We start from the raw sequence: 16,426 nt of genomic DNA, 5'->3' as shown, positions 1-16,426 counted from the left end.
GGTCACCGCATCGCCATGGCGACGGCGCTTTCAGGAAGCTCCTCGGCGAAGCAGCGCTGGTAGAACTCGGCGACGGTCTGACGCTCCAGTTCGTCGCACTTGTTGAGGAACGAAAGCCGGAACGCGTAGCCCACATTACGGAAGATTTCCGCGTTCTGGGCCCAGTTGATGACGGTGCGCGGGGACATGACGGTCGAAAGGTCGCCGTTCATGAAGGCCGTGCGGGTCAGGTCGGCGACCGTGACCATCTGGTTGATCTGCTTGCGGCCCTTTTCGGTATTATAGTGCGGGTTCTTGGCCAGCACGATCGCGGCCTCGGCGTCGTGGCTGAGGTAGTTCAACGTGGCCACCAGCGACCAGCGGTCCATCTGCGCCTGGTTGATCTGCTGGGTGCCGTGATACAGGCCCGTCGTGTCGCCCAGGCCCACGGTGTTCGCGGTCGCGAACAGGCGGAAGGACGGGTGCGGGTTCAGGATCTGGTTCTGGTCCATCAGCGTGAGCTTGCCGTCCGTTTCCAGCACGCGCTGGATGACGAACATCACGTCCGGGCGGCCCGCGTCGTATTCGTCGAAGACGATGGCGCAAGGATTCCGCAGCGCCCAGGGAAGGATGCCCTCCTGGAACTCGGTGACCTGGACGCCCTCCTTGAGGCGGATCGCGTCCTTGCCGATGAGGTCGATGCGGCTGATGTGGCTGTCGAGGTTCACGCGCACCGTGGGCCAATTGAGCCGTGCCGCCACTTGCTCGATATGGGTTGACTTGCCGGTGCCGTGATAGCCCTGGATCATCACACGGCGATTGTAGGTAAAGCCCGCCAGGATAGCGAGGGTGGTGTCGGGGTCGAACTTGTAGGTCGGGTCGATCTCCGGCACGCGGTCGCCCCGCTCCGCGAAGGCCTTGACCTTCATGTCGCTGTCGATGCCAAAGACATCCCGAACGGAGATCTCTTCGGTCGGCCTGGCCTGCGGATCGGTCATTCCTGTTCCCATCTTCCTCGGTCGCGTTCGGACATAGCATGGCGACGTTTCGGGTCAGAGTTTCTTAGTCTGTTCTGTTTTCACCGCAAGGGGGCCGGAGGGCCCGAGCCGGCCTGACCGGACAGAGTCCAAGGGACACGGGCCCGGCCTCAAGCGCCGCAACCATAGGGACCATTTGCCTTTTCCTACTGCATGGGCAAAGTGGCGGCGGGGAGACGACATGGCCAGCCTGACGGACATCGAGGACATGATCGCGCGCATGGCGATCGGGGATCGCCATGCGTTGTCGGCGCTCTATGCCGCGACGTCCGCGAAACTCTTCGGGATCGCGCTGCGTGTCTTGGATGACCGGTCCGAGGCCGAAGACGCGCTCCAGGAGATCTACGTGAAGCTGTGGCACAACGCTGACCGCTACAGGTCGAATGGTCTCAGCCCCATGACCTGGCTGATCACGGTCACGCGCAACCATGCCATCGATCGCCTGCGCGCACGCCGAGGCCGCGCCACCGCGCCCATCGAGGCAGTGTCCGAACTGGCGGACGGTGCCCCCAACCCGGAGGAGAGCGCGCTGGCTGCCTCCATGCGGGGGCGGATCGGGGCGTGCCTGCAGACGCTTCCGCCCGACCGAGCCGAGGCCATCTGCCGCGCTTATCTGGGCGGCGAGGCTTATGCCGACCTCGCAGAGCGATACCGCGTGCCGCTGAACACCATCCGAACCTGGCTGCGGCGGGGTCTACTGACCCTGCGGGAGTGCATCGGGTCATGAGCGGCTGGGGCTTGGACCACGACGATGACAGCGCGCTGGCGGCCGAGTACGTCCTGGGCCTTCTCGCGCCCGAGGAGGCCGCTTCCGTAGAGCGGCGCATGGCCGAGGACGCGGCCTTGCGCGATCTGGTGCGCGACTGGACCGAACAACTCGCCACCATGACCGACGACATCCCAGCGATCGAACCGCCCCGGCCGCTGCAGGACCGTGTAATGCGGCGCCTGTTCCCCGAAACGGATGCCCGGCCCAGCCTGCTGCAGCGCTGGGGGATCTGGCCGTTGCTTCTGGGTGGGGTCGTCACGGCGGGGCTGGTCGTGCTGGCCCTTGATCCTGGGCTGATCCGGCGCGGGACGGGCGCGCCCGAGTACGCGGCCCGCATCGCTGCCGAGGACGGCTCGCTGGTCGTGGAAGCCAGCTTCGACCGCGACGAGGGGCGGCTGGAGGTCCGGCGCATTGCCGGAACCATCCCCCAGGGCCGCGATCTGGAGTTGTGGCTCGTCCGACTGCAGGACAGCACGACCACCTCGCTAGGGGTCCTGCCGCGCGACGAGGCCGGGGTGATCACCGTGCGGGCCGATCTGATCCCGGAGTTCGAGAACAACGCGCTTGCGCTGTCCGACGAGCCGCTGGGGGGCTCACCCACAGGGCAGGCGACCGGCGAGGTCGTGGCCTTGGGGACCATCACCCCGCGCTGAGTTGCTGGCGCGGCCCCCGTCAGCATCGGGAGCCGCAGTTCTGGATCAATCCTTGAAGTTGCGACTTTCCTTGATCTGGTCCCACGCCCAGACCACCTCGGAGAGCTGCTCTTCTTGGCTGCGGTCGCCGCCGTTCATGTCAGGATGCAGGACCTTGACCAAGGCCTTGTAGGCCTTGCGGATCTCGGTCTTGGTGGCGGTGTCGCGGACATCGAGGATCTCGCAGGCGCGACGCTCGGTCGGGGGCAGGCGGCGTGTGCCCGCCACAGGAACCCGGCCCGCGTTGCGGGTCGCGTTGTCGCCCAGCACCTGATGCGGGTCGTCGATGCCAAGCCGCGCCCAGGCACGCTGCTCTTCGCTGCGTTTGCCAAAGGGCTTGGTCTCGCGGCCCCACACCCTGTCGCTGGCCACCTGCTCCACGAACTCCTGCTCGGTCGTGCCGTGGAAGAAGTTCCATTTCAGATTGTACTCGCGGACGTGATCCTTGCAGAACCACCAATAGTCATCGAGCACGTCGGGCGACTTGGGCGCGCGGAAAGCCCCCTTCTCCTCGCAGCCTGCGTGGTCGCAGATGCGGGTGGACGTGTCCGACGCCCCAGTCATGCCGCGGCGTCCGCGCGGATTCTTCTTCTTGGAGGCTGACACGGACATGTCGAAGCCGAAGGGATCGTTCTTTGCCATTCTGCCTTGAACCTCGTGTCACGCCTTTCAGTCCGGGACGCGCGAGTTTAGTCATCGGAGCGACGGATAGAAGGGGGCTTGTTCAAAAAGATGGGTCTTGCGGAGGAAATGCGCCACCGACTCGAAGCGGCGTTCGCGCCCACCCGGATCGAGGTTCTCGATGAGAGCGAGGGACATAGGGGTCACGCGGGCTGGCGGGAAGGGGGCGGGACGCATTGGCGCATCCGCATCGCTGCCCCGGCCTTCGGTCCCATGAGCCGTCTGGAGCGGCACCGCGCCATCCATGCCGCGCTTGGCCCCGAGTTGATCGGGAGGCTCCACGCGCTGGCGCTGGAGATCGCGGCCTAAGGTCCTATTCAGCCGCGTGACGCGACTCCGCGGCGCGGGGTGGCTCCACCAAGGCCAGATGCGGCGGGGCCGATGGGGCCGGGGCTGCAGCCGGTTGAAGGTCTGGCAAACCCAGGCTGCGCGCCGGAGCGGACAGGTCGGCCAATGGCGGAACAGCCGGGGGCATGGTCGCATGAGCCAGAGGCGGCGGCATTGCCGCGCCGACCGGAACGGTGGCTTCCTCGACCTTGGAGCGTCGGAACACGAGCAGGGTCTGGAACACGGTCGTGGGCTTGCTGAACCAGCCCGCCTTCTGTTCGCACGGAAGAGTATCTGATCGCACGAACTCCCAACCGTCGAGGGCCATGCGGTTCATCTCTCCTTCGACGGCGCGGGCGAAGCGATCCTCGGGCGTCCGGGCGCCCTTGATCTTCACGCCCCGACGGGGCGCCGGAATGACGCGGTATTCGTGGCTTTGCATGATCGGACCCCCTGGGTTCCCCAAAGGATAGGTGGCCCGGGGGGTTCGTCCAACGATTCGAACCCTACAGTCCGAGACGTTCGTTCACGAGCGCATTGACCGCCGCCGGATTGGCCTTACCGCCTGTGACTTTCATCACCTGACCTACGAACCAACCCGCGAGCTTGGGGTTCGCCTTGGCCTTCTCCACCTGGGCGGGGTTCGCGGCGATGACCTCCTCCACCGCCTTCTCGATGGCGCCGGTGTCGGTGACCTGCCGCATCCCGCGTCCCTCGACCAGGGCTGCAGGTTCGCCACCCTCAGTGTAGACGATCTCGAACAGGTCTTTGGCGATCTTGCCGGAGATGTCGCCCGACTGGATGAGGTCGATAATGCCCCCAAGCTGTGCGGGCGAGACCGGGCTGTCCGACAATTCGTGCCCTTCCTTCTTGAGGCGGCCGAACAGGTCGTTGATAACCCAGTTCGCCGCCATCTTGCCGTCGCGACCCTGGGCCACCGCCTCGAAGAAGGCGGCGTCCGAGGTATCGGCGGTCAGGACCGATGCGTCGTAATCCGACAGGCCGAAATCGCGGATGAACCGGGCCTTCTTCTCATCGGGCAACTCAGGCAGCGATGCCGCGAGGTCATCGACCCAGGCCTGCTCGATCTCGAGCGGCAGGAGATCCGGGTCGGGGAAGTAGCGGTAATCGTGCGCCTCCTCTTTGGAGCGCATCGACCGCGTCTCGCCCCGGTCGGGGTCATAAAGGCGAGTTTCCTGCACGACAGATCCGCCATCCTCCAGAATGGCAATCTGGCGGCGCGCCTCGTGGTCGATGGCGGCCTGGATGAAGCGGAGCGAGTTCATGTTCTTGATCTCGCAGCGGGTACCGAGGCCGGAGGCGTCACCCTCCATGAACCGCTCCCAAGCGCCGGGGCGGCAGACGGAGACGTTCACGTCGGCCCGAAGGTTGCCGTGCTGCATGTCGCCGTCGCAGGTGCCGAGATACCGCATGATCTGGCGAAGCTTGGACACATAGGCGGCAGCTTCCTCCGGTCCCCGTATGTCGGGGCGGCTCACGATCTCCATGAGCGCCACGCCCGTCCGGTTCAGGTCAACGAAGGACATGGTCGGGTCCATGTCGTGGATCGACTTGCCTGCATCCTGCTCGAGGTGAATGCGTTCGATCCGCACGCGACGGGCGGTGCCGCCCGGCATCTCCACGATCACCTCACCCTCGCCGACGAGGGGGTGATAGAGTTGGCTGATCTGGTAGCCCTGCGGCAGGTCCGGGTAGAAGTAGTTCTTCCTGTCAAAGGCCGACCACAGATTGATCTGCGCCCTAAGCCCCAAGCCGGTGCGAACCGCCTGTGCGACGCAGCCTTCGTTGATGACCGGCAGCATCCCCGGCATCCCGGCATCGATGAAGCTCACCTGACTGTTCGGCTCTGCCCCGACAGCCGTCGAGGCCCCCGAGAACAGTTTGGCGGCGGTTGCAACCTGTGCGTGAACCTCGAGGCCGATCACGATCTCCCAGGGACCGGTCACGCCCTCGATGACTTTGGGCTTTGGCGCGGGAACGGACTGGTCAAGCATCGGGAACCTCATGCCGGAAGGAATCGACAACGGTCCTAGGAGGATGCGCCAATTTCCGCAAGCAGGAGGACTTATCCCCAGATTGCGTTAATTGAACGGATTGACCGGCGAGAGTCTGCTTATCACGACCCAGTGACTCGGGCTGTTATCCGCCTAGACGGCCCATTCGGACCAGCATGGGTTTACCCGCTTGGCCCAGGGTGTTCGTCATGCGGCCATGCAAGACAAAAGAAACACATCCCGTGTCAGACCTGCAACGCTTGGCGTAGCGGTTCCGTTCCTTACTCTTCTCATCCTCGGTGCCTGCGCCCCGCAACCCACGGTTGCTCCAGTCGTGCCCGAGGCCTTGCCAGCGATGGCCTGGGATCATCAGGGCTCCCATACCGACGCATGGACCGAAGCGACCATGGACGCGCTCCAGACCGAGGGTGCCGCTCTCCTCTCCGAGGTTCCGGGCGACATCGGGACGTGGTGCCCTGGGTATGTCGAAGCAGCGCCGCGCCAGCGTGCCGCCTTTTGGGCGGGCTTGCTGTCGGCGCTTGCCCGCTTCGAGAGCACTTGGAACCCGCAGGCTGTCGGGGGAGGCGGCAAGTGGTTCGGGCTGGTGCAGATCGCTCCGGCCACTGCCCGCGGATACGGCTGCGACGCGGATTCGGGCTCCGAGCTGACGAACGGGGCCGAGAACCTCGAATGCGCAGTGCGGATCGCGGCCAAGACCGTGACTCGGGATGGCGTGGTGGCGGCGGGCGGCGGCGGATTCGCAGCCGACTGGGGCCCCTTTGCCTCGGCCGAGAAGCGCCGGGAGATGGCGCAGTGGGTGTCAAGCCAGAGCTACTGTCGGAACCAAGTTTCCCCGTGAGGTGAGGCTTGGCGTCCAAGTGATTGAAATAGAACCGGGATTATCGGTTTGGCGAATCGGGAGACCCCTGTCATGGTGAGTTCGCTGCACGTGGCACGTTGGACCCTGGGGGGGGCCTTTGCCGTGATCGCGGGGCTGGCGGCTTCTGCCGAGCCGCTGGCCCCGATGGATCCGCACCTGCGGTCAGCAGCCTTCATGTCCGAAAGCCTGCTGCCCCTTCATCTGGATGTCTCGGCGATGCCGACCGTCGAGCCGGCCCAGCGGCCCCGAGCCCGTGCGCTGGCGAGCATCCCCGTCGAGATCACGGTGCAGACCGGCGCGGAACGGCGTCCCGAGCCCCGCCCGGTGTTCACCGCTGAGGCTCGCTGGGACGATCGCAGCCAAGGCGAGGCCTGGAGCGAGTCGGCCATGGCTGCCATCGAAGAGGCGCCCCGCGACCTTCGCGACATCGTGCCTGCCGACATCGACGCCTGGTGCCCCGGCTATGAGCGCAACCCGCCGCATCTGCGCGCCGCGTTCTGGGTCGGGACCGTCTCAGCGCTGGCCCGGTACGAGAGCAATTTCAACCCACAGGCCCAGGGCGGCGGCGGGGCGTGGCACGGGCTCCTGCAGATATCTCCGGCGACAGCGCGGCATTACGGCTGCGACGCTACCAGCGCGTCCGAGCTGCACGACGGCGAGGCCAATCTCGAATGCGCCATCCGGATCATGTCGCGCACGGTGGCGCGAGACGGCGTCGTGGCGGCGGGGGACCGTGGCATCGCGGCGGACTGGGGGCCGATGTCGAACGACAAGCTCCAAGGCCAGATCCGCGATTGGGTGCAAGGCCAAAGCTACTGCGAGGTTCAGACCGCTGTCATGGCGTCGCTGATCCCGCCCGTGCGCCCGACGGCGCCGGATGCCTTCGAGGTGGCGCTGCTCGACTGAAATCCGTGGAACGAGCAGCCATCAAAGGCTGCCAGAGGGACGACGGAGCGATGGAGGGGTCCCTGAAGGGGACCCCTTTCTCGTATCAGAACCGGAGAGCGGGCTTGCGGGTGACGGACAACATGCTCACCGTCTGATCCTCGCGGCCGCCCAGGGCCAGCGTCGCCCGGCGCAGCATCTCGATCCCCTCCTCAGAGGAGGCGGGGAGCGAGGCGGGGCTGATCTCCTCGCCCACGGTCACGACATAGGGCTGCTTGGCCTTGTTCAGCATCTCGTGGAACAGGGTGATGTCCCGCAAGGTCGGGTGGATTAGGTCAAACAGGTAGAACAACACCGAGTTGCGGGCCCGGATGTTCACGGGGATGACCGGAAGCTCGAACTTGCGGGCCAGCATCGCCGCCGACGCCATCCAGGGCCGTTCATGCAGCCGCAGCCCCTCGCGTTTGGCGAGGCGGCCCGAGGGGAAGATCACGCCGAGCCGCCCGTCCTCCACGGCCTTCTTGGTGTAGGCCATGGTTTCGCGGGTCTTGGCGTGGGAGCGCTTCTCCTGTCGCCATTCGACCGGGGCGATGGAATCCTCCATCTGCGGCAGCACGCGAAGGATGTCGCGGTTGGCATAGAAGTAGAGGTCGGGCCGCAGGGGCGCGAGCAGGTGCCAGAGCACGATTCCGTCCGCAATGCCCGTGGGGTGGTTGGCCACGATCATGGCAGGGCCGTGCCGCGGGATGTTGTGGAGGCCGGTAACCGTCACCTCGCGTGCGAGCATGCGACCAAGCTCGCCCATCAGTTCGGCGGTGGATCTCTTCTCGAACGACTCACCAAGGGACACGGTCCGTTCGTAGGACAGCGTCTTGTCGAGGAGATAGCGCGCAGGCTTCGCCAGGGGGCTGCCATTGGCCAGCCACGGCGCGCGTTCCTCTATGAGGGGGTCGATTCGGTCTCTCATTCTCTGTCACCGAGTGATGGTAGTTGGCTCACCCGTGACAGGGTCGGCCCACGTATCTGTGATGCCAGAGGTATTGCTTGGAGGCAGCTTCGGCAACCCCCGCCCGGAAAACGGGCAGGGGTGGGCCCGGCCATGCCTAGCCGATCATGCGCCCGACCATCTCGGACAGGTCTCGTGATAGTCCGGGAGCCGCCTGGATCCGGCCAAGCTCCGACTGGATCAGCGCCTGCCTGTCCACATCGAGCCGGCGCCAGCTGTCAAAGGCCGTGGACATGCGAGCGGCGGACAATGGGTTCGCGCCGTCAAGCCGGATGAGCCAGTCGGCCAACAGCCGGTAGCCCGCTCCCGACGCATCATGGAACCCGGCGGGGTTGGAGGCGAGCGCCCCCAGCACCGCGCGGAAGCGGTTCGGGTTCTTCCAGTCGAAATCCGGGTGCTGCGTCAGGCGTTGGGCCAGCGCCACTGCCGCCTCGGGCCGGGCAAGCCCGACCTGGAGCGAGAACCACTTGTCGAGGACAAGGCGGTCCTGCGCCCAGCGGTCGTGGAAGGCCCGCAACTGCTCCTCGCCGCGTCCAACGGCCAGCAGCGCACCTAGGGCGGCCACGCTCTGGGTCATGTCTGCGGCCTCGGCGAACTGGGCCGCCGCCCGGACGCCATCATCGGTGCGCGACAGGAGGCGCAGGGCCGCATTGCCGAGCGACCTGCGCCCCACCGATTTCGCGTCGGGCGAATAGGGGCCGGGCATGCGGCCACCATCATGGAGTTGCGGCAAGAGGTCGCGAAGACCTTGGGCGAGGTGGTCCCTCACGGCCTCGTGGGCATGGTGGATCGCGGTCGGGTCGGGGATGCGCTTGTCGTCCCAGAGGGCTTGGGCGGTCTCCTCCTCGGACGGGAGACCCAGCAGCGCCGCCCGGTCGGCGGGCGCGAGCGCGTCGTCCCGCAGCGCCGCCGCGAGGGACGGAACCCAGCTCGCGTCGATGGCCTGCCCGTCAAGCCGGGCTCGGATCGCGCGGCGGGCCAGCGTCTGCGCGGCCTCCCAGCGGTTGAACTGGTCGGTGTCGTGGGCGAGCAGGAAGGCCGCCTCGCCTTCGGGGGCGTCGCGTTCGAGGATGACGGGCGCCGAGAAGCCCCGCAGGATCGACGGGACAGGGCGGGCGGACAGGTTGTCGAAGGTGAAGCTCTGCTGCCCCCCCGTCAGCTCCAGCACCGTGGTGGGCAGGACCTCGTCGCCGTTGGGGTTGAGGAGGCCCAAGGCGACCGGAATTACCATCGGCTGCTTGTCAGGCTGACCGGGGGTGGGCGGGATCGTCTGAGTCATGTCCAGCCGGTAGCGCCCGTCTTCCCACGATTCCTCGACCTTCACGCGCGGGGTGCCCGCCTGGGAGTACCAGAGCTTGAACTGCGCAAGATCCCGCCCGGTAGCGTCCTCGAAGACCTTGAGCCAGTCCTCGACCGTTGCGGCCTGGCCATCGTGGCGGTCGAAGTAAAGGTCGAGCGCGCGCCGGTAGCCGTCGTCGCCCACGAGGCGCTTGAGCATCCCGATGACTTCGGCGCCCTTCTCGTAGATCGTTACTGTGTAAAAATTGTTGATCTCGACGAAGCTTTCGGGCCGCACGGGGTGGGCGAGGGGGCCGTTGTCCTCGCGGAACTGGCGCCCGCGCAGGAGGACCGCGTCCCCGATGCGCTTGACCCCGTGGCCGCGCATGTCACCGGTGAACTGTTGGTCGCGGAAGACCGTGAGCCCTTCCTTGAGCGACAACTGGAACCAGTCGCGGCAGGTGATCCGGTTGCCGGTCCAATTGTGGAAGTATTCGTGGGCAACGATGCGCTCCACCCTCTCGTAGTCCGCATCGGTCGCGGTGTCGGGCGAGGCCAGGATGGCCGAGGAGTTGAAGATGTTGAGGCCCTTGTTCTCCATGGCCCCCATGTTGAAGTCGTCGACGGCCACGATGTTGAAGACATCGAGGTCGTATTCCCGCCCATAAGCCTCCTCGTCCCAGCGCATGGAGGCCTTGAGCGATTCCATGCCCCAGGCGCACTTGCCTTCGTCGCCGGGCCGCACCCAGAGGCCGAGGTCCACGTGGCGGCCCGAGCGGGTGGTGAAGCTGTCGTGCAACGCCACGAGGTCGCCTGCGACCAGCGCGAACAGGTAGGCGGGCTTGGGCCAGGGGTCGTGCCAGGTGGCGAAGCCGGGGCCGGACTCTTCCGGATTGCCGTTCGACAGGAGCACGGGCAGGTCGCTCTCGATCCGGACCGTGAAGACAGCCATCACGTCGGGTCGGTCGGGGTAGTAGGTGATCCGGCGGAAGCCCTCGGCCTCGCACTGGGTGCAGTACATGCCCTTGGAGAGATAAAGCCCTTCGAGCCGGGTGTTCAGCTCGGGGTCGTTCTCGACTACGGCCTCCCAGGTGAAAGGGCCTGTGGGGACGTCGCAGGTCAATCCTTCGGGCGTGACAGTGGGCGTCACCGGCTGGCCGTCGATCCGGGCCTCGATCAGGCGCAGATCCTCGCCGTGGAGGAAGAACGGACCGGGCGGAGCGTCCGGGTCGGGGCGGAAGCGGATGCGCGAGGTCACGCGCGTACCCCGAGGGGCTAGGGCAAAGGTCAGGTCCACCCCGTCGATGACCCAGGGGAAGGGCGTGTAGTCCTTCAGATAGATCGTGCGGGGGTCCGTGGCGCCGTCGGCCATGCTGCGCTCCCTCTGGCTGCGGGTGAACAAATCCGAGGGCTCGGACGTTAGGAGCCTTGAAACCGGCCCGCAAGGCGGGCGCGAAGCAGGAGCTTAATCATGTCCGCACCCGACGGCGACCTCGAACGGCAATCCAAGCATCACCGCGGGCCCCTTCAGGGGATGTTCGCCGTGGTGATCTTCGCCCTGATCCTGCTGGGTCTGCTGTCGTTTTGGGCCTTTGGCCGGGGCGGAGATCCCGAGGGGGCCGAGGCGCAGGTGAACGACGCAACGGGCGAGGTCACGCCCACGAACGAGGCGACCGCCGGTCCGAGCGCCAACGACATCGCCGAGGACGACGCCGACGCCGGGACGACTCAGGCCGCCGATCCCAATGCCGTGACGGTCGCGCCTGAAACGGTCACGGCTCCGCAGGTCGGCACCGGCAGCCCGCCCGACACCGATCCGGGCGAAAGCCAGTCCGCCGAGCCCCTGAACCCCGTGACGGACGAATCCGACGCGGCATCCCCTGAACAGGGCGGTTCGCAGAACGAGTGATGTCCCCCGGGACTTGGAACCGTTAGTGCGATAAGGGGCGGCCCCGGGGCCGCCCCTTATCGCATGGAGGAGCCGGATGCCGAAGATGCGCCAAAAGGCGGATCTGCCCACCAAGACCTGCCCGGTCTGTGGGCGTCCCTTCACCTGGCGCAAGGCTTGGGCCAAGGTCTGGGACGAAGTGGTCTACTGCTCGGACCGGTGCCGGGGCGAGCGGCGCAGGGTCACTCGCCCAAGCTAGCGGCAAGCTTGCCCAGGGTTTGCAGGCCCTTTGCCTCGGCGTCGTGGGACCGGGCCACGGCGACCTCGGCGGCAGTCGGAAACACCATTACCTGCCGAAGCCGGGTGCCCAAGCCTTCGGACGTGAGCGTCACGGTGACCGCTTTGGGCGGGCTGCCGTCGAGGCCATCCATGAGGAAGGCGATGCGCCCGGCCCCGTCGCCGGGGGGCGACAGCTCGGTCCAGCGGTGGCGATTGGCGAACTGCATCCCCTCGCCGCGCATCGTAAGGCGCTATTCGCCGCCCACCCGCAGATCCTTGGCGTGGGCCTCGCAGCTATAACCGTTCGGGCCGAACCAGCGGGGCAGGGCTTCGGGGTCGGTCCAGGCAGCATAGACCTGGGCCGGGCTTGCACGGAACCAGCGCGTGATCGTCAGAACGCGGTCGTCGGGCAGGGTCGCGGTGTCCATCAGAGCGACTCTGCAAGGCGGCCGAGCTGGTCGGCGGCGGTGCCCCATCCCTGCGAGAAGCCCATCTCCTCGTGCTTGCGGGCGGTCTCCTCGTCGGGGTGACGTGCGGTGACGCGGTACTCGGTCCCTTCGGGGTGGTCGAAGAACTCGATGGTGGCAGTGAAAGGCAGGTCCACGTTGGTCGCGGGCTTCCAGCCGGGCGCCAGGATATTGGTGAAGACCAGCCGCTCGTTCGGGACCGCTTCGAGGATCACACCGTCACCGGGCATGTCCTGCCCCTGGTAGCGGATCACCGTGTAGAAGCGCCCGCCCGTGTGGGGCTCGATAATGGCCTCGGGCAACTCGGCGGGCGGGGGAACGAACCACTTCTTGAGGTGCTCGGCATTGGTCCAGCACTCCCATACCTTGGAGCGAGGAGCCTTGAAGATGCGGTTCAGGGTCAGGTCAGCCATCGGTGTCGGGTCCTTGCAAAAGGGTGGCGAGGTAGTCTTCGAGCCGGTCGTGCCGGCCTTCCCAAAGGAGGCGCTGCTCCTCCATCCAGCCGCGGGCAGGGGCGAGGGCACCGACCCGGAGCGTGCAGGTCCGCACGCGGCCCTGCTTTGTCGTCTCGATCAGGCCCCCGTCCTCCAGCTTGCGGAGGTGCTGGAGGAAGGACGGGAGAGCCATGTCGAACGGCGCGAAAAGGTCGGTCACGCTGGCCGAACCATGAGCGAGGCGGGCCAGGATGGCGCGCCGCGTCGGATCGGCCAGCGACTGGAACAGGGCGTCGAGCTCCGAATTGTTAGTCATATTGCTAACTAAAGTCGGTGGGCCGATTCTGTCAAGTGGAAACTTAGCAATACGACTAACTATAGGGCCCGTGGTTGCCTGCGGCGGAATCCTGCTCTACGCCTTCACGCGGAAGCAAGGCTTGGGGGCACGGATGCAACAGCGGGTAGAACGGTCCGGTCTGCGGGTTGACGAGGCGCTGGCGCAGTTCATCGAAGATCGCGCGATCCCCGGCACCGGCGTGGCGGCCGAGGACTTCTGGGCGGGGCTTTCGGCCTTGGTTCACGACCTGGGCCCGCGCAACCGCGCTTTGCTGGCCCGGCGCGACCAATTTCAAAGTCAGATCGACGACTGGCACATCGCGCAAGGCGGTGCCGAGCACGACCCCGAGGACTACGAAACCTTCCTGCGCGAGATTGACTACCTCGTGCCCGAAGGACCCGACTTCGTCATCGAGACGCCCCCCACCGACCCCGAGATCGCGCAGGTCGCCGGCCCGCAACTTGTCGTACCGGTGACGAACGCCCGCTTTGCGCTGAACGCTGCGAATGCGCGTTGGGGCTCGCTTTATGATGCGCTCTACGGGACAGACGCGCTGGGTGACCTGCCGCCCAAAGGCCCTTATGACGAAGCGCGCGGCGCGCGCGTGGTGGCTTGGGCCAAGGATCACCTGGATCGGGTGGCACCGCTCGCCGGTGCCTCCTGGCGGGACGTGCGCCGCATCGCAGTGGAGCAGGAAGCCCTTTCGATCGAGGTGGCGGGTGACGGCGCGGAGCGGCGGAGGGTCATGCTGGCCGATCCGGATCAGTTCGTGGGCTGGAAGGGGCTCGACGGGGCCGAATGGCAGATCCTCCTACGCGTGAACGGGCTTTTGATCGAGCTTCGCGTGGACCGCTCCACCCCCATTGGCAGCGCTGACCCGGCCGGGCTGTCGGATGTCTGGCTCGAGGCCGCGTTGTCCACCATCATGGACTGCGAGGACTCGGTCGCCTGCGTGGATGCCGCCGACAAGGTGCAGGCTTACGGCAACTGGCTGGGCCTCATGCGCGGCGACCTACAGGAGACGTTCGAGAAGGGTGGGCAGACTGTCACCCGGCGCATGAACCCCGACGTCGAATACACAGGCATCGACGGCCAGCGCTTGCCCATCAAAGGGCGGTCGCTACTGCTGATCCGGAACGTAGGCCACCTGATGACCAATCCCGCGATCCTGGATCGCGACGGCGCCGAGGCCCATGAGGGGCTCATGGACGCGATGGTCACGGTGCTTTGCGCGATGCACGACCTGCGTCGCGAGGGCGGGCCGCGCAATACCGTCACGAACTCGGTCTATGTCGTGAAGCCCAAGATGCACGGCCCCGAGGAAGTGGCTTTCGCTTGCGAGATCTTCGACCGGGTGGAGGCCGCGCTGGGCCTGCCGCGTTTGACCGTCAAGATCGGCATCATGGACGAGGAACGGCGCACCTCCGCCAACCTCAGGGAATGCATCCGCGCCGCGCGCGAACGGGTGGCTTTCATCAACACGGGTTTCCTTGATCGCACGGGCGACGAGATCCACACCTCCATGGAGGCTGGGCCGATGGTCCCCAAGGGGGACATGAAGGCCCAGCCCTGGATCCGGTCCTACGAGGAGCGGAACGTCGACATCGGGCTGGCCTGCGGGCTACGGGGACGGGCGCAGATCGGCAAGGGGATGTGGGCGATGCCCGACCTCATGGCCGCGATGCTGCGGGACAAGATCGCGCATCCCAAGGCCGGGGCGAACTGCGCCTGGGTGCCGTCGCCCACGGCGGCCACGCTGCACGCCACGCATTACCATCTGGTCGATGTCGCCGCCCGGCAGGACGAGATCGCATCCGCTGGGGCACGAGGCACTCTGCGCGAACTGCTTACCATCCCGGTCCTGAGCGGGCGGAACCTGTCCGAGGACGAGGTGACCGCCGAAGTCGAGAACAACGTCCAGAGCATCCTCGGCTATGTCGTGCGCTGGGTCGATCAGGGGATCGGCTGCTCCAAGGTGCCCGATATCCACGACGTCGGCTTGATGGAGGACCGGGCGACGCTTCGCATCTCCTCGCAAGCGCTGGCCAACTGGCTCCATCATGAGGTCGTGGACGAGCCGCGCGTCATGGCTGCGATGCGCCGGATGGCGGCGGTGGTGGACCGGCAGAACGCGAATGATCCGATGTACCGGCCCATGGCGCCCAACTTCGACTCGGTGGCCTTCCAGGCCGCCTGCGACCTTGTCTTCAAAGGACGCATCCAGCCCTCGGGCTATACCGAACCGGTGCTGCACCGTCGGCGGGCCGAACGGAAGATCGCGGGCTGAGGCGCGGCGCGCGTCCTGCCTGCGGGACAGGCGTAACGGCGCAGGCCGCGCCGTTTCGCAAGATGAGAACAGGTCGTGCAGCGGCGCGGGGTTTTCATGGCTGCTTATCGCCCATACCTTATAGCGCAGAGCAGTAGGACAATCGCCATGGCCCGCCCCGTCGTCGGCATCATATCGAACAGCCACCTGATCAACGATCAGTACCCTGCGCATTCTGGCGGGACGATGAACTCGGCTGCGGTGGCCCATGTGTCGGACTGCGTGCCGCTGCTGATCCCCTCGGACCCATCGCTCGTTTCCGTGGCCGAGCTTCTGGAGGTCTGCGACGGCTTCCTGCTGACCGGGGGTCGTCCCAACGTCCACCCCGAGGAGTACGGGGAGGCGGAAACCCCAGCCCATGGCAGCTTCGACCGATCCCGTGATGCAGTGGCCCTGCCGCTCATTCGCGCCTGCGTGGAACGCGGGCAGCCCTTCCTGGGGGTCTGCCGCGGTTTCCAGGAGGTCAACGTGGCACTGGGCGGTACGCTGTACCCCGAGATCCGGGAGCTGCCGGGCCGTGACAACCACCGGATGCCCCCGGACGGCACCTTGGAGGAGAAGTTCGCCTTGCGCCACAAGGTGATCTTCACCGAGGGAGGACCTTTCCATCAGCTCATGGGCGCGCGGGAGGTGATGACCAACACCCTTCACGGTCAGGGAATCAAGACACCGGGGCCGCGCATCGTCATTGACGGGACGGCGCCGGACGGCACCCCCGAGGCGATCTATGTCAGGGGGTCGGCGGGCTTCACTCTGTCGGTCCAGTGGCATCCCGAATGGAACGCAGCCAACGATCCCGTTTCGCGTCCGCTGTTCCAAGCGTTTGGCGCGGCGGTCCATGACTGGGCGGCACGGGGGCAGAGGGCGCTCAAGCGGGCCTGACACCGCCTTTGGAAAACGCGCTTCGCCGTGTTAGGATCGTCACGGTCCAGTGCTGGACCGCGTGACGAGTAGGGCGGTCGGGCCGTGCTTGCATGTGTGTGGGGTTATGGTGGCGTTAGGGGTGCCGGTCGTTAGCGGTCTGGCCGCTTCAACCCTCTGCACCATGGTGGCCTAGTACGGGCGCAGGCCTGTACGGCATCGGGCCTCCGCTTGCGGTTGGCTGTCGTGGGCATGATACGGTCACCGTCCCCGACTTGAGCTTGA

General features: G+C 66.5%; 19 protein-coding genes. 9 read left to right on the top strand and 10 right to left on the bottom strand.

Features of this window, described 5'->3' with window-relative positions; all coding sequences use genetic code 11:
• Positions 1-2: 2 nt before the first annotated feature.
• A complete protein-coding gene (gene cobS / locus FHG66_RS01220) occupies positions 3-989 on the bottom strand; it encodes a cobaltochelatase subunit CobS (protein ID WP_139074831.1) in 987 nt (328 codons plus the stop codon).
• A 208-nt stretch (positions 990-1,197) separates the two neighbouring features.
• Between cobS and FHG66_RS01215 the strand changes: the two genes are divergently transcribed.
• Complete coding sequence (locus FHG66_RS01215; protein WP_139074828.1) at positions 1,198-1,743, top strand: sigma-70 family RNA polymerase sigma factor; 546 nt, start codon at positions 1,198-1,200, stop codon at positions 1,741-1,743.
• Complete coding sequence (locus FHG66_RS01210; protein WP_139074826.1) at positions 1,740-2,438, top strand: anti-sigma factor; 699 nt, start codon at positions 1,740-1,742, stop codon at positions 2,436-2,438. Before FHG66_RS01215 ends, FHG66_RS01210 begins: the two co-directional genes overlap by 4 nt.
• Before the next feature lie 45 nt (positions 2,439-2,483).
• Here FHG66_RS01210 and FHG66_RS01205 read toward each other — a convergent pair whose 3' ends face one another.
• The gene (locus FHG66_RS01205; protein WP_139074824.1) at positions 2,484-3,119 is read right to left on the bottom strand and encodes a J domain-containing protein; all 636 of its coding nucleotides are present in this window, start codon (positions 3,117-3,119) and stop codon (positions 2,484-2,486) included.
• A 90-nt stretch (positions 3,120-3,209) separates the two neighbouring features.
• Between FHG66_RS01205 and FHG66_RS01200 the strand changes: the two genes are divergently transcribed.
• Positions 3,210-3,467: a BolA family protein gene (locus FHG66_RS01200; RefSeq protein WP_139074974.1), complete on the top strand. Its 258-nt coding sequence runs from the start codon at positions 3,210-3,212 to the stop codon at positions 3,465-3,467.
• Between the two features lie 4 nt (positions 3,468-3,471).
• Here the strand turns inward: FHG66_RS01200 and FHG66_RS01195 are convergent, their stop codons facing one another.
• Positions 3,472-3,927, bottom strand: coding sequence for a DUF4177 domain-containing protein (locus FHG66_RS01195; RefSeq protein ID WP_139074822.1), 456 nt, complete (start codon positions 3,925-3,927; stop codon positions 3,472-3,474).
• 64 nt (positions 3,928-3,991) lie between these two features.
• The gene (gene gatB / locus FHG66_RS01190; RefSeq protein WP_139074821.1) at positions 3,992-5,500 is read right to left on the bottom strand and encodes an Asp-tRNA(Asn)/Glu-tRNA(Gln) amidotransferase subunit GatB; all 1,509 of its coding nucleotides are present in this window, start codon (positions 5,498-5,500) and stop codon (positions 3,992-3,994) included.
• 355 nt (positions 5,501-5,855) lie between these two features.
• Between gatB and FHG66_RS01185 the strand changes: the two genes are divergently transcribed.
• Positions 5,856-6,359, top strand: a complete 504-nt coding sequence (locus tag FHG66_RS01185) for a transglycosylase SLT domain-containing protein (RefSeq protein ID WP_342777469.1) — start codon at positions 5,856-5,858, stop codon at positions 6,357-6,359.
• Between the two features lie 72 nt (positions 6,360-6,431).
• Positions 6,432-7,286, top strand: coding sequence for a lytic transglycosylase domain-containing protein (locus FHG66_RS22085; protein ID WP_139074817.1), 855 nt, complete (start codon positions 6,432-6,434; stop codon positions 7,284-7,286).
• An 85-nt stretch (positions 7,287-7,371) separates the two neighbouring features.
• Here the strand turns inward: FHG66_RS22085 and FHG66_RS01175 are convergent, their stop codons facing one another.
• Positions 7,372-8,232 carry a lysophospholipid acyltransferase family protein gene (locus tag FHG66_RS01175; RefSeq protein WP_139074815.1) on the bottom strand — a complete coding sequence of 287 codons (861 nt, stop codon included), beginning with the start codon at positions 8,230-8,232 and terminating at the stop codon, positions 7,372-7,374.
• A gap of 136 nt (positions 8,233-8,368) precedes the next feature.
• A complete protein-coding gene (gene pepN / locus FHG66_RS01170) occupies positions 8,369-10,921 on the bottom strand; it encodes an aminopeptidase N (RefSeq protein ID WP_139074813.1) in 2,553 nt (850 codons plus the stop codon).
• 99 nt (positions 10,922-11,020) lie between these two features.
• Between pepN and FHG66_RS01165 the strand changes: the two genes are divergently transcribed.
• Both FHG66_RS01165 and FHG66_RS01160 read left to right on the top strand, forming a co-directional pair.
• Positions 11,021-11,458, top strand: coding sequence for a hypothetical protein (locus FHG66_RS01165; protein WP_139074811.1), 438 nt, complete (start codon positions 11,021-11,023; stop codon positions 11,456-11,458).
• A 76-nt stretch (positions 11,459-11,534) separates the two neighbouring features.
• Positions 11,535-11,696: a DUF2256 domain-containing protein gene (locus FHG66_RS01160; RefSeq protein ID WP_176556073.1), complete on the top strand. Its 162-nt coding sequence runs from the start codon at positions 11,535-11,537 to the stop codon at positions 11,694-11,696.
• Here FHG66_RS01160 and FHG66_RS01155 read toward each other — a convergent pair.
• From FHG66_RS01155 to FHG66_RS01140, 4 genes are read right to left on the bottom strand one after another with little or no spacing between them, the layout of a single operon-like run.
• The gene (locus tag FHG66_RS01155; RefSeq protein ID WP_139074809.1) at positions 11,680-11,943 is read right to left on the bottom strand and encodes an SRPBCC family protein; all 264 of its coding nucleotides are present in this window, start codon (positions 11,941-11,943) and stop codon (positions 11,680-11,682) included. The two genes, FHG66_RS01160 and FHG66_RS01155, sit on opposite strands and share 17 nt — an antisense overlap.
• A gap of 24 nt (positions 11,944-11,967) precedes the next feature.
• Positions 11,968-12,144 carry an SRPBCC domain-containing protein gene (locus tag FHG66_RS01150; RefSeq protein WP_176556072.1) on the bottom strand — a complete coding sequence of 59 codons (177 nt, stop codon included), beginning with the start codon at positions 12,142-12,144 and terminating at the stop codon, positions 11,968-11,970.
• On the bottom strand, positions 12,144-12,596 hold the full coding sequence (locus tag FHG66_RS01145; protein ID WP_139074805.1) for an SRPBCC family protein: 453 nt from the start codon (positions 12,594-12,596) through the stop codon (positions 12,144-12,146). The genes FHG66_RS01150 and FHG66_RS01145 overlap by 1 nt, the downstream gene beginning before the upstream one ends.
• A complete protein-coding gene (locus FHG66_RS01140; protein ID WP_139074803.1) occupies positions 12,589-12,933 on the bottom strand; it encodes an ArsR/SmtB family transcription factor in 345 nt (114 codons plus the stop codon). The genes FHG66_RS01145 and FHG66_RS01140 overlap by 8 nt, the downstream gene beginning before the upstream one ends.
• A gap of 133 nt (positions 12,934-13,066) precedes the next feature.
• On the opposite strand from FHG66_RS01140, the gene FHG66_RS01135 reads away from it, so the two are divergent.
• Entirely contained in the window at positions 13,067-15,241 is a 2,175-nt protein-coding gene (locus FHG66_RS01135) for a malate synthase G (RefSeq protein WP_139074801.1), read from the top strand.
• A 147-nt stretch (positions 15,242-15,388) separates the two neighbouring features.
• Positions 15,389-16,162 carry a gamma-glutamyl-gamma-aminobutyrate hydrolase family protein gene (locus FHG66_RS01130; protein ID WP_139074799.1) on the top strand — a complete coding sequence of 258 codons (774 nt, stop codon included), beginning with the start codon at positions 15,389-15,391 and terminating at the stop codon, positions 16,160-16,162.
• Positions 16,163-16,426 lie beyond the last annotated feature (264 nt).

The organism is Rubellimicrobium rubrum (assembly GCF_006152115.1).
Lineage (GTDB): Bacteria > Pseudomonadota > Alphaproteobacteria > Rhodobacterales > Rhodobacteraceae > Rubellimicrobium > Rubellimicrobium rubrum.
Note: the sequence above shows the minus strand (reverse complement) of the source record. Positions and strands in the feature narration are given on the sequence as shown.

Bases quoted from the DNA above. Each gene is read 5' to 3' on its own strand.
- FHG66_RS01185 (WP_342777469.1), top strand. From the start codon at position 5,856: ATGGCCTGGGATCATCAGGGCTCCCATACCGACGCATGGACCGAAGCG.
- gatB (WP_139074821.1), bottom strand. From the start codon at position 5,500: ATGCTTGACCAGTCCGTTCCCGCGCCAAAGCCCAAAGTCATCGAGGGC.
- FHG66_RS22085 (WP_139074817.1), top strand. From the start codon at position 6,432: ATGGTGAGTTCGCTGCACGTGGCACGTTGGACCCTGGGGGGGGCCTTT.
- FHG66_RS01160 (WP_176556073.1), top strand. From the start codon at position 11,535: ATGCCGAAGATGCGCCAAAAGGCGGATCTGCCCACCAAGACCTGCCCG.
- FHG66_RS01200 (WP_139074974.1), top strand. From the start codon at position 3,210: ATGGGTCTTGCGGAGGAAATGCGCCACCGACTCGAAGCGGCGTTCGCG.
- FHG66_RS01140 (WP_139074803.1), bottom strand. From the start codon at position 12,933: ATGACTAACAATTCGGAGCTCGACGCCCTGTTCCAGTCGCTGGCCGAT.
- FHG66_RS01150 (WP_176556072.1), bottom strand. From the start codon at position 12,144: ATGGACACCGCGACCCTGCCCGACGACCGCGTTCTGACGATCACGCGC.
- FHG66_RS01195 (WP_139074822.1), bottom strand. From the start codon at position 3,927: ATGCAAAGCCACGAATACCGCGTCATTCCGGCGCCCCGTCGGGGCGTG.
- pepN (WP_139074813.1), bottom strand. From the start codon at position 10,921: ATGGCCGACGGCGCCACGGACCCCCGCACGATCTATCTGAAGGACTAC.
- FHG66_RS01210 (WP_139074826.1), top strand. From the start codon at position 1,740: ATGAGCGGCTGGGGCTTGGACCACGACGATGACAGCGCGCTGGCGGCC.
- FHG66_RS01175 (WP_139074815.1), bottom strand. From the start codon at position 8,232: ATGAGAGACCGAATCGACCCCCTCATAGAGGAACGCGCGCCGTGGCTG.
- cobS (WP_139074831.1), bottom strand. From the start codon at position 989: ATGGGAACAGGAATGACCGATCCGCAGGCCAGGCCGACCGAAGAGATC.
- FHG66_RS01145 (WP_139074805.1), bottom strand. From the start codon at position 12,596: ATGGCTGACCTGACCCTGAACCGCATCTTCAAGGCTCCTCGCTCCAAG.
- FHG66_RS01155 (WP_139074809.1), bottom strand. From the start codon at position 11,943: ATGCAGTTCGCCAATCGCCACCGCTGGACCGAGCTGTCGCCCCCCGGC.
- FHG66_RS01130 (WP_139074799.1), top strand. From the start codon at position 15,389: ATGGCCCGCCCCGTCGTCGGCATCATATCGAACAGCCACCTGATCAAC.
- FHG66_RS01135 (WP_139074801.1), top strand. From the start codon at position 13,067: ATGCAACAGCGGGTAGAACGGTCCGGTCTGCGGGTTGACGAGGCGCTG.
- FHG66_RS01205 (WP_139074824.1), bottom strand. From the start codon at position 3,119: ATGGCAAAGAACGATCCCTTCGGCTTCGACATGTCCGTGTCAGCCTCC.
- FHG66_RS01215 (WP_139074828.1), top strand. From the start codon at position 1,198: ATGGCCAGCCTGACGGACATCGAGGACATGATCGCGCGCATGGCGATC.
- FHG66_RS01165 (WP_139074811.1), top strand. From the start codon at position 11,021: ATGTCCGCACCCGACGGCGACCTCGAACGGCAATCCAAGCATCACCGC.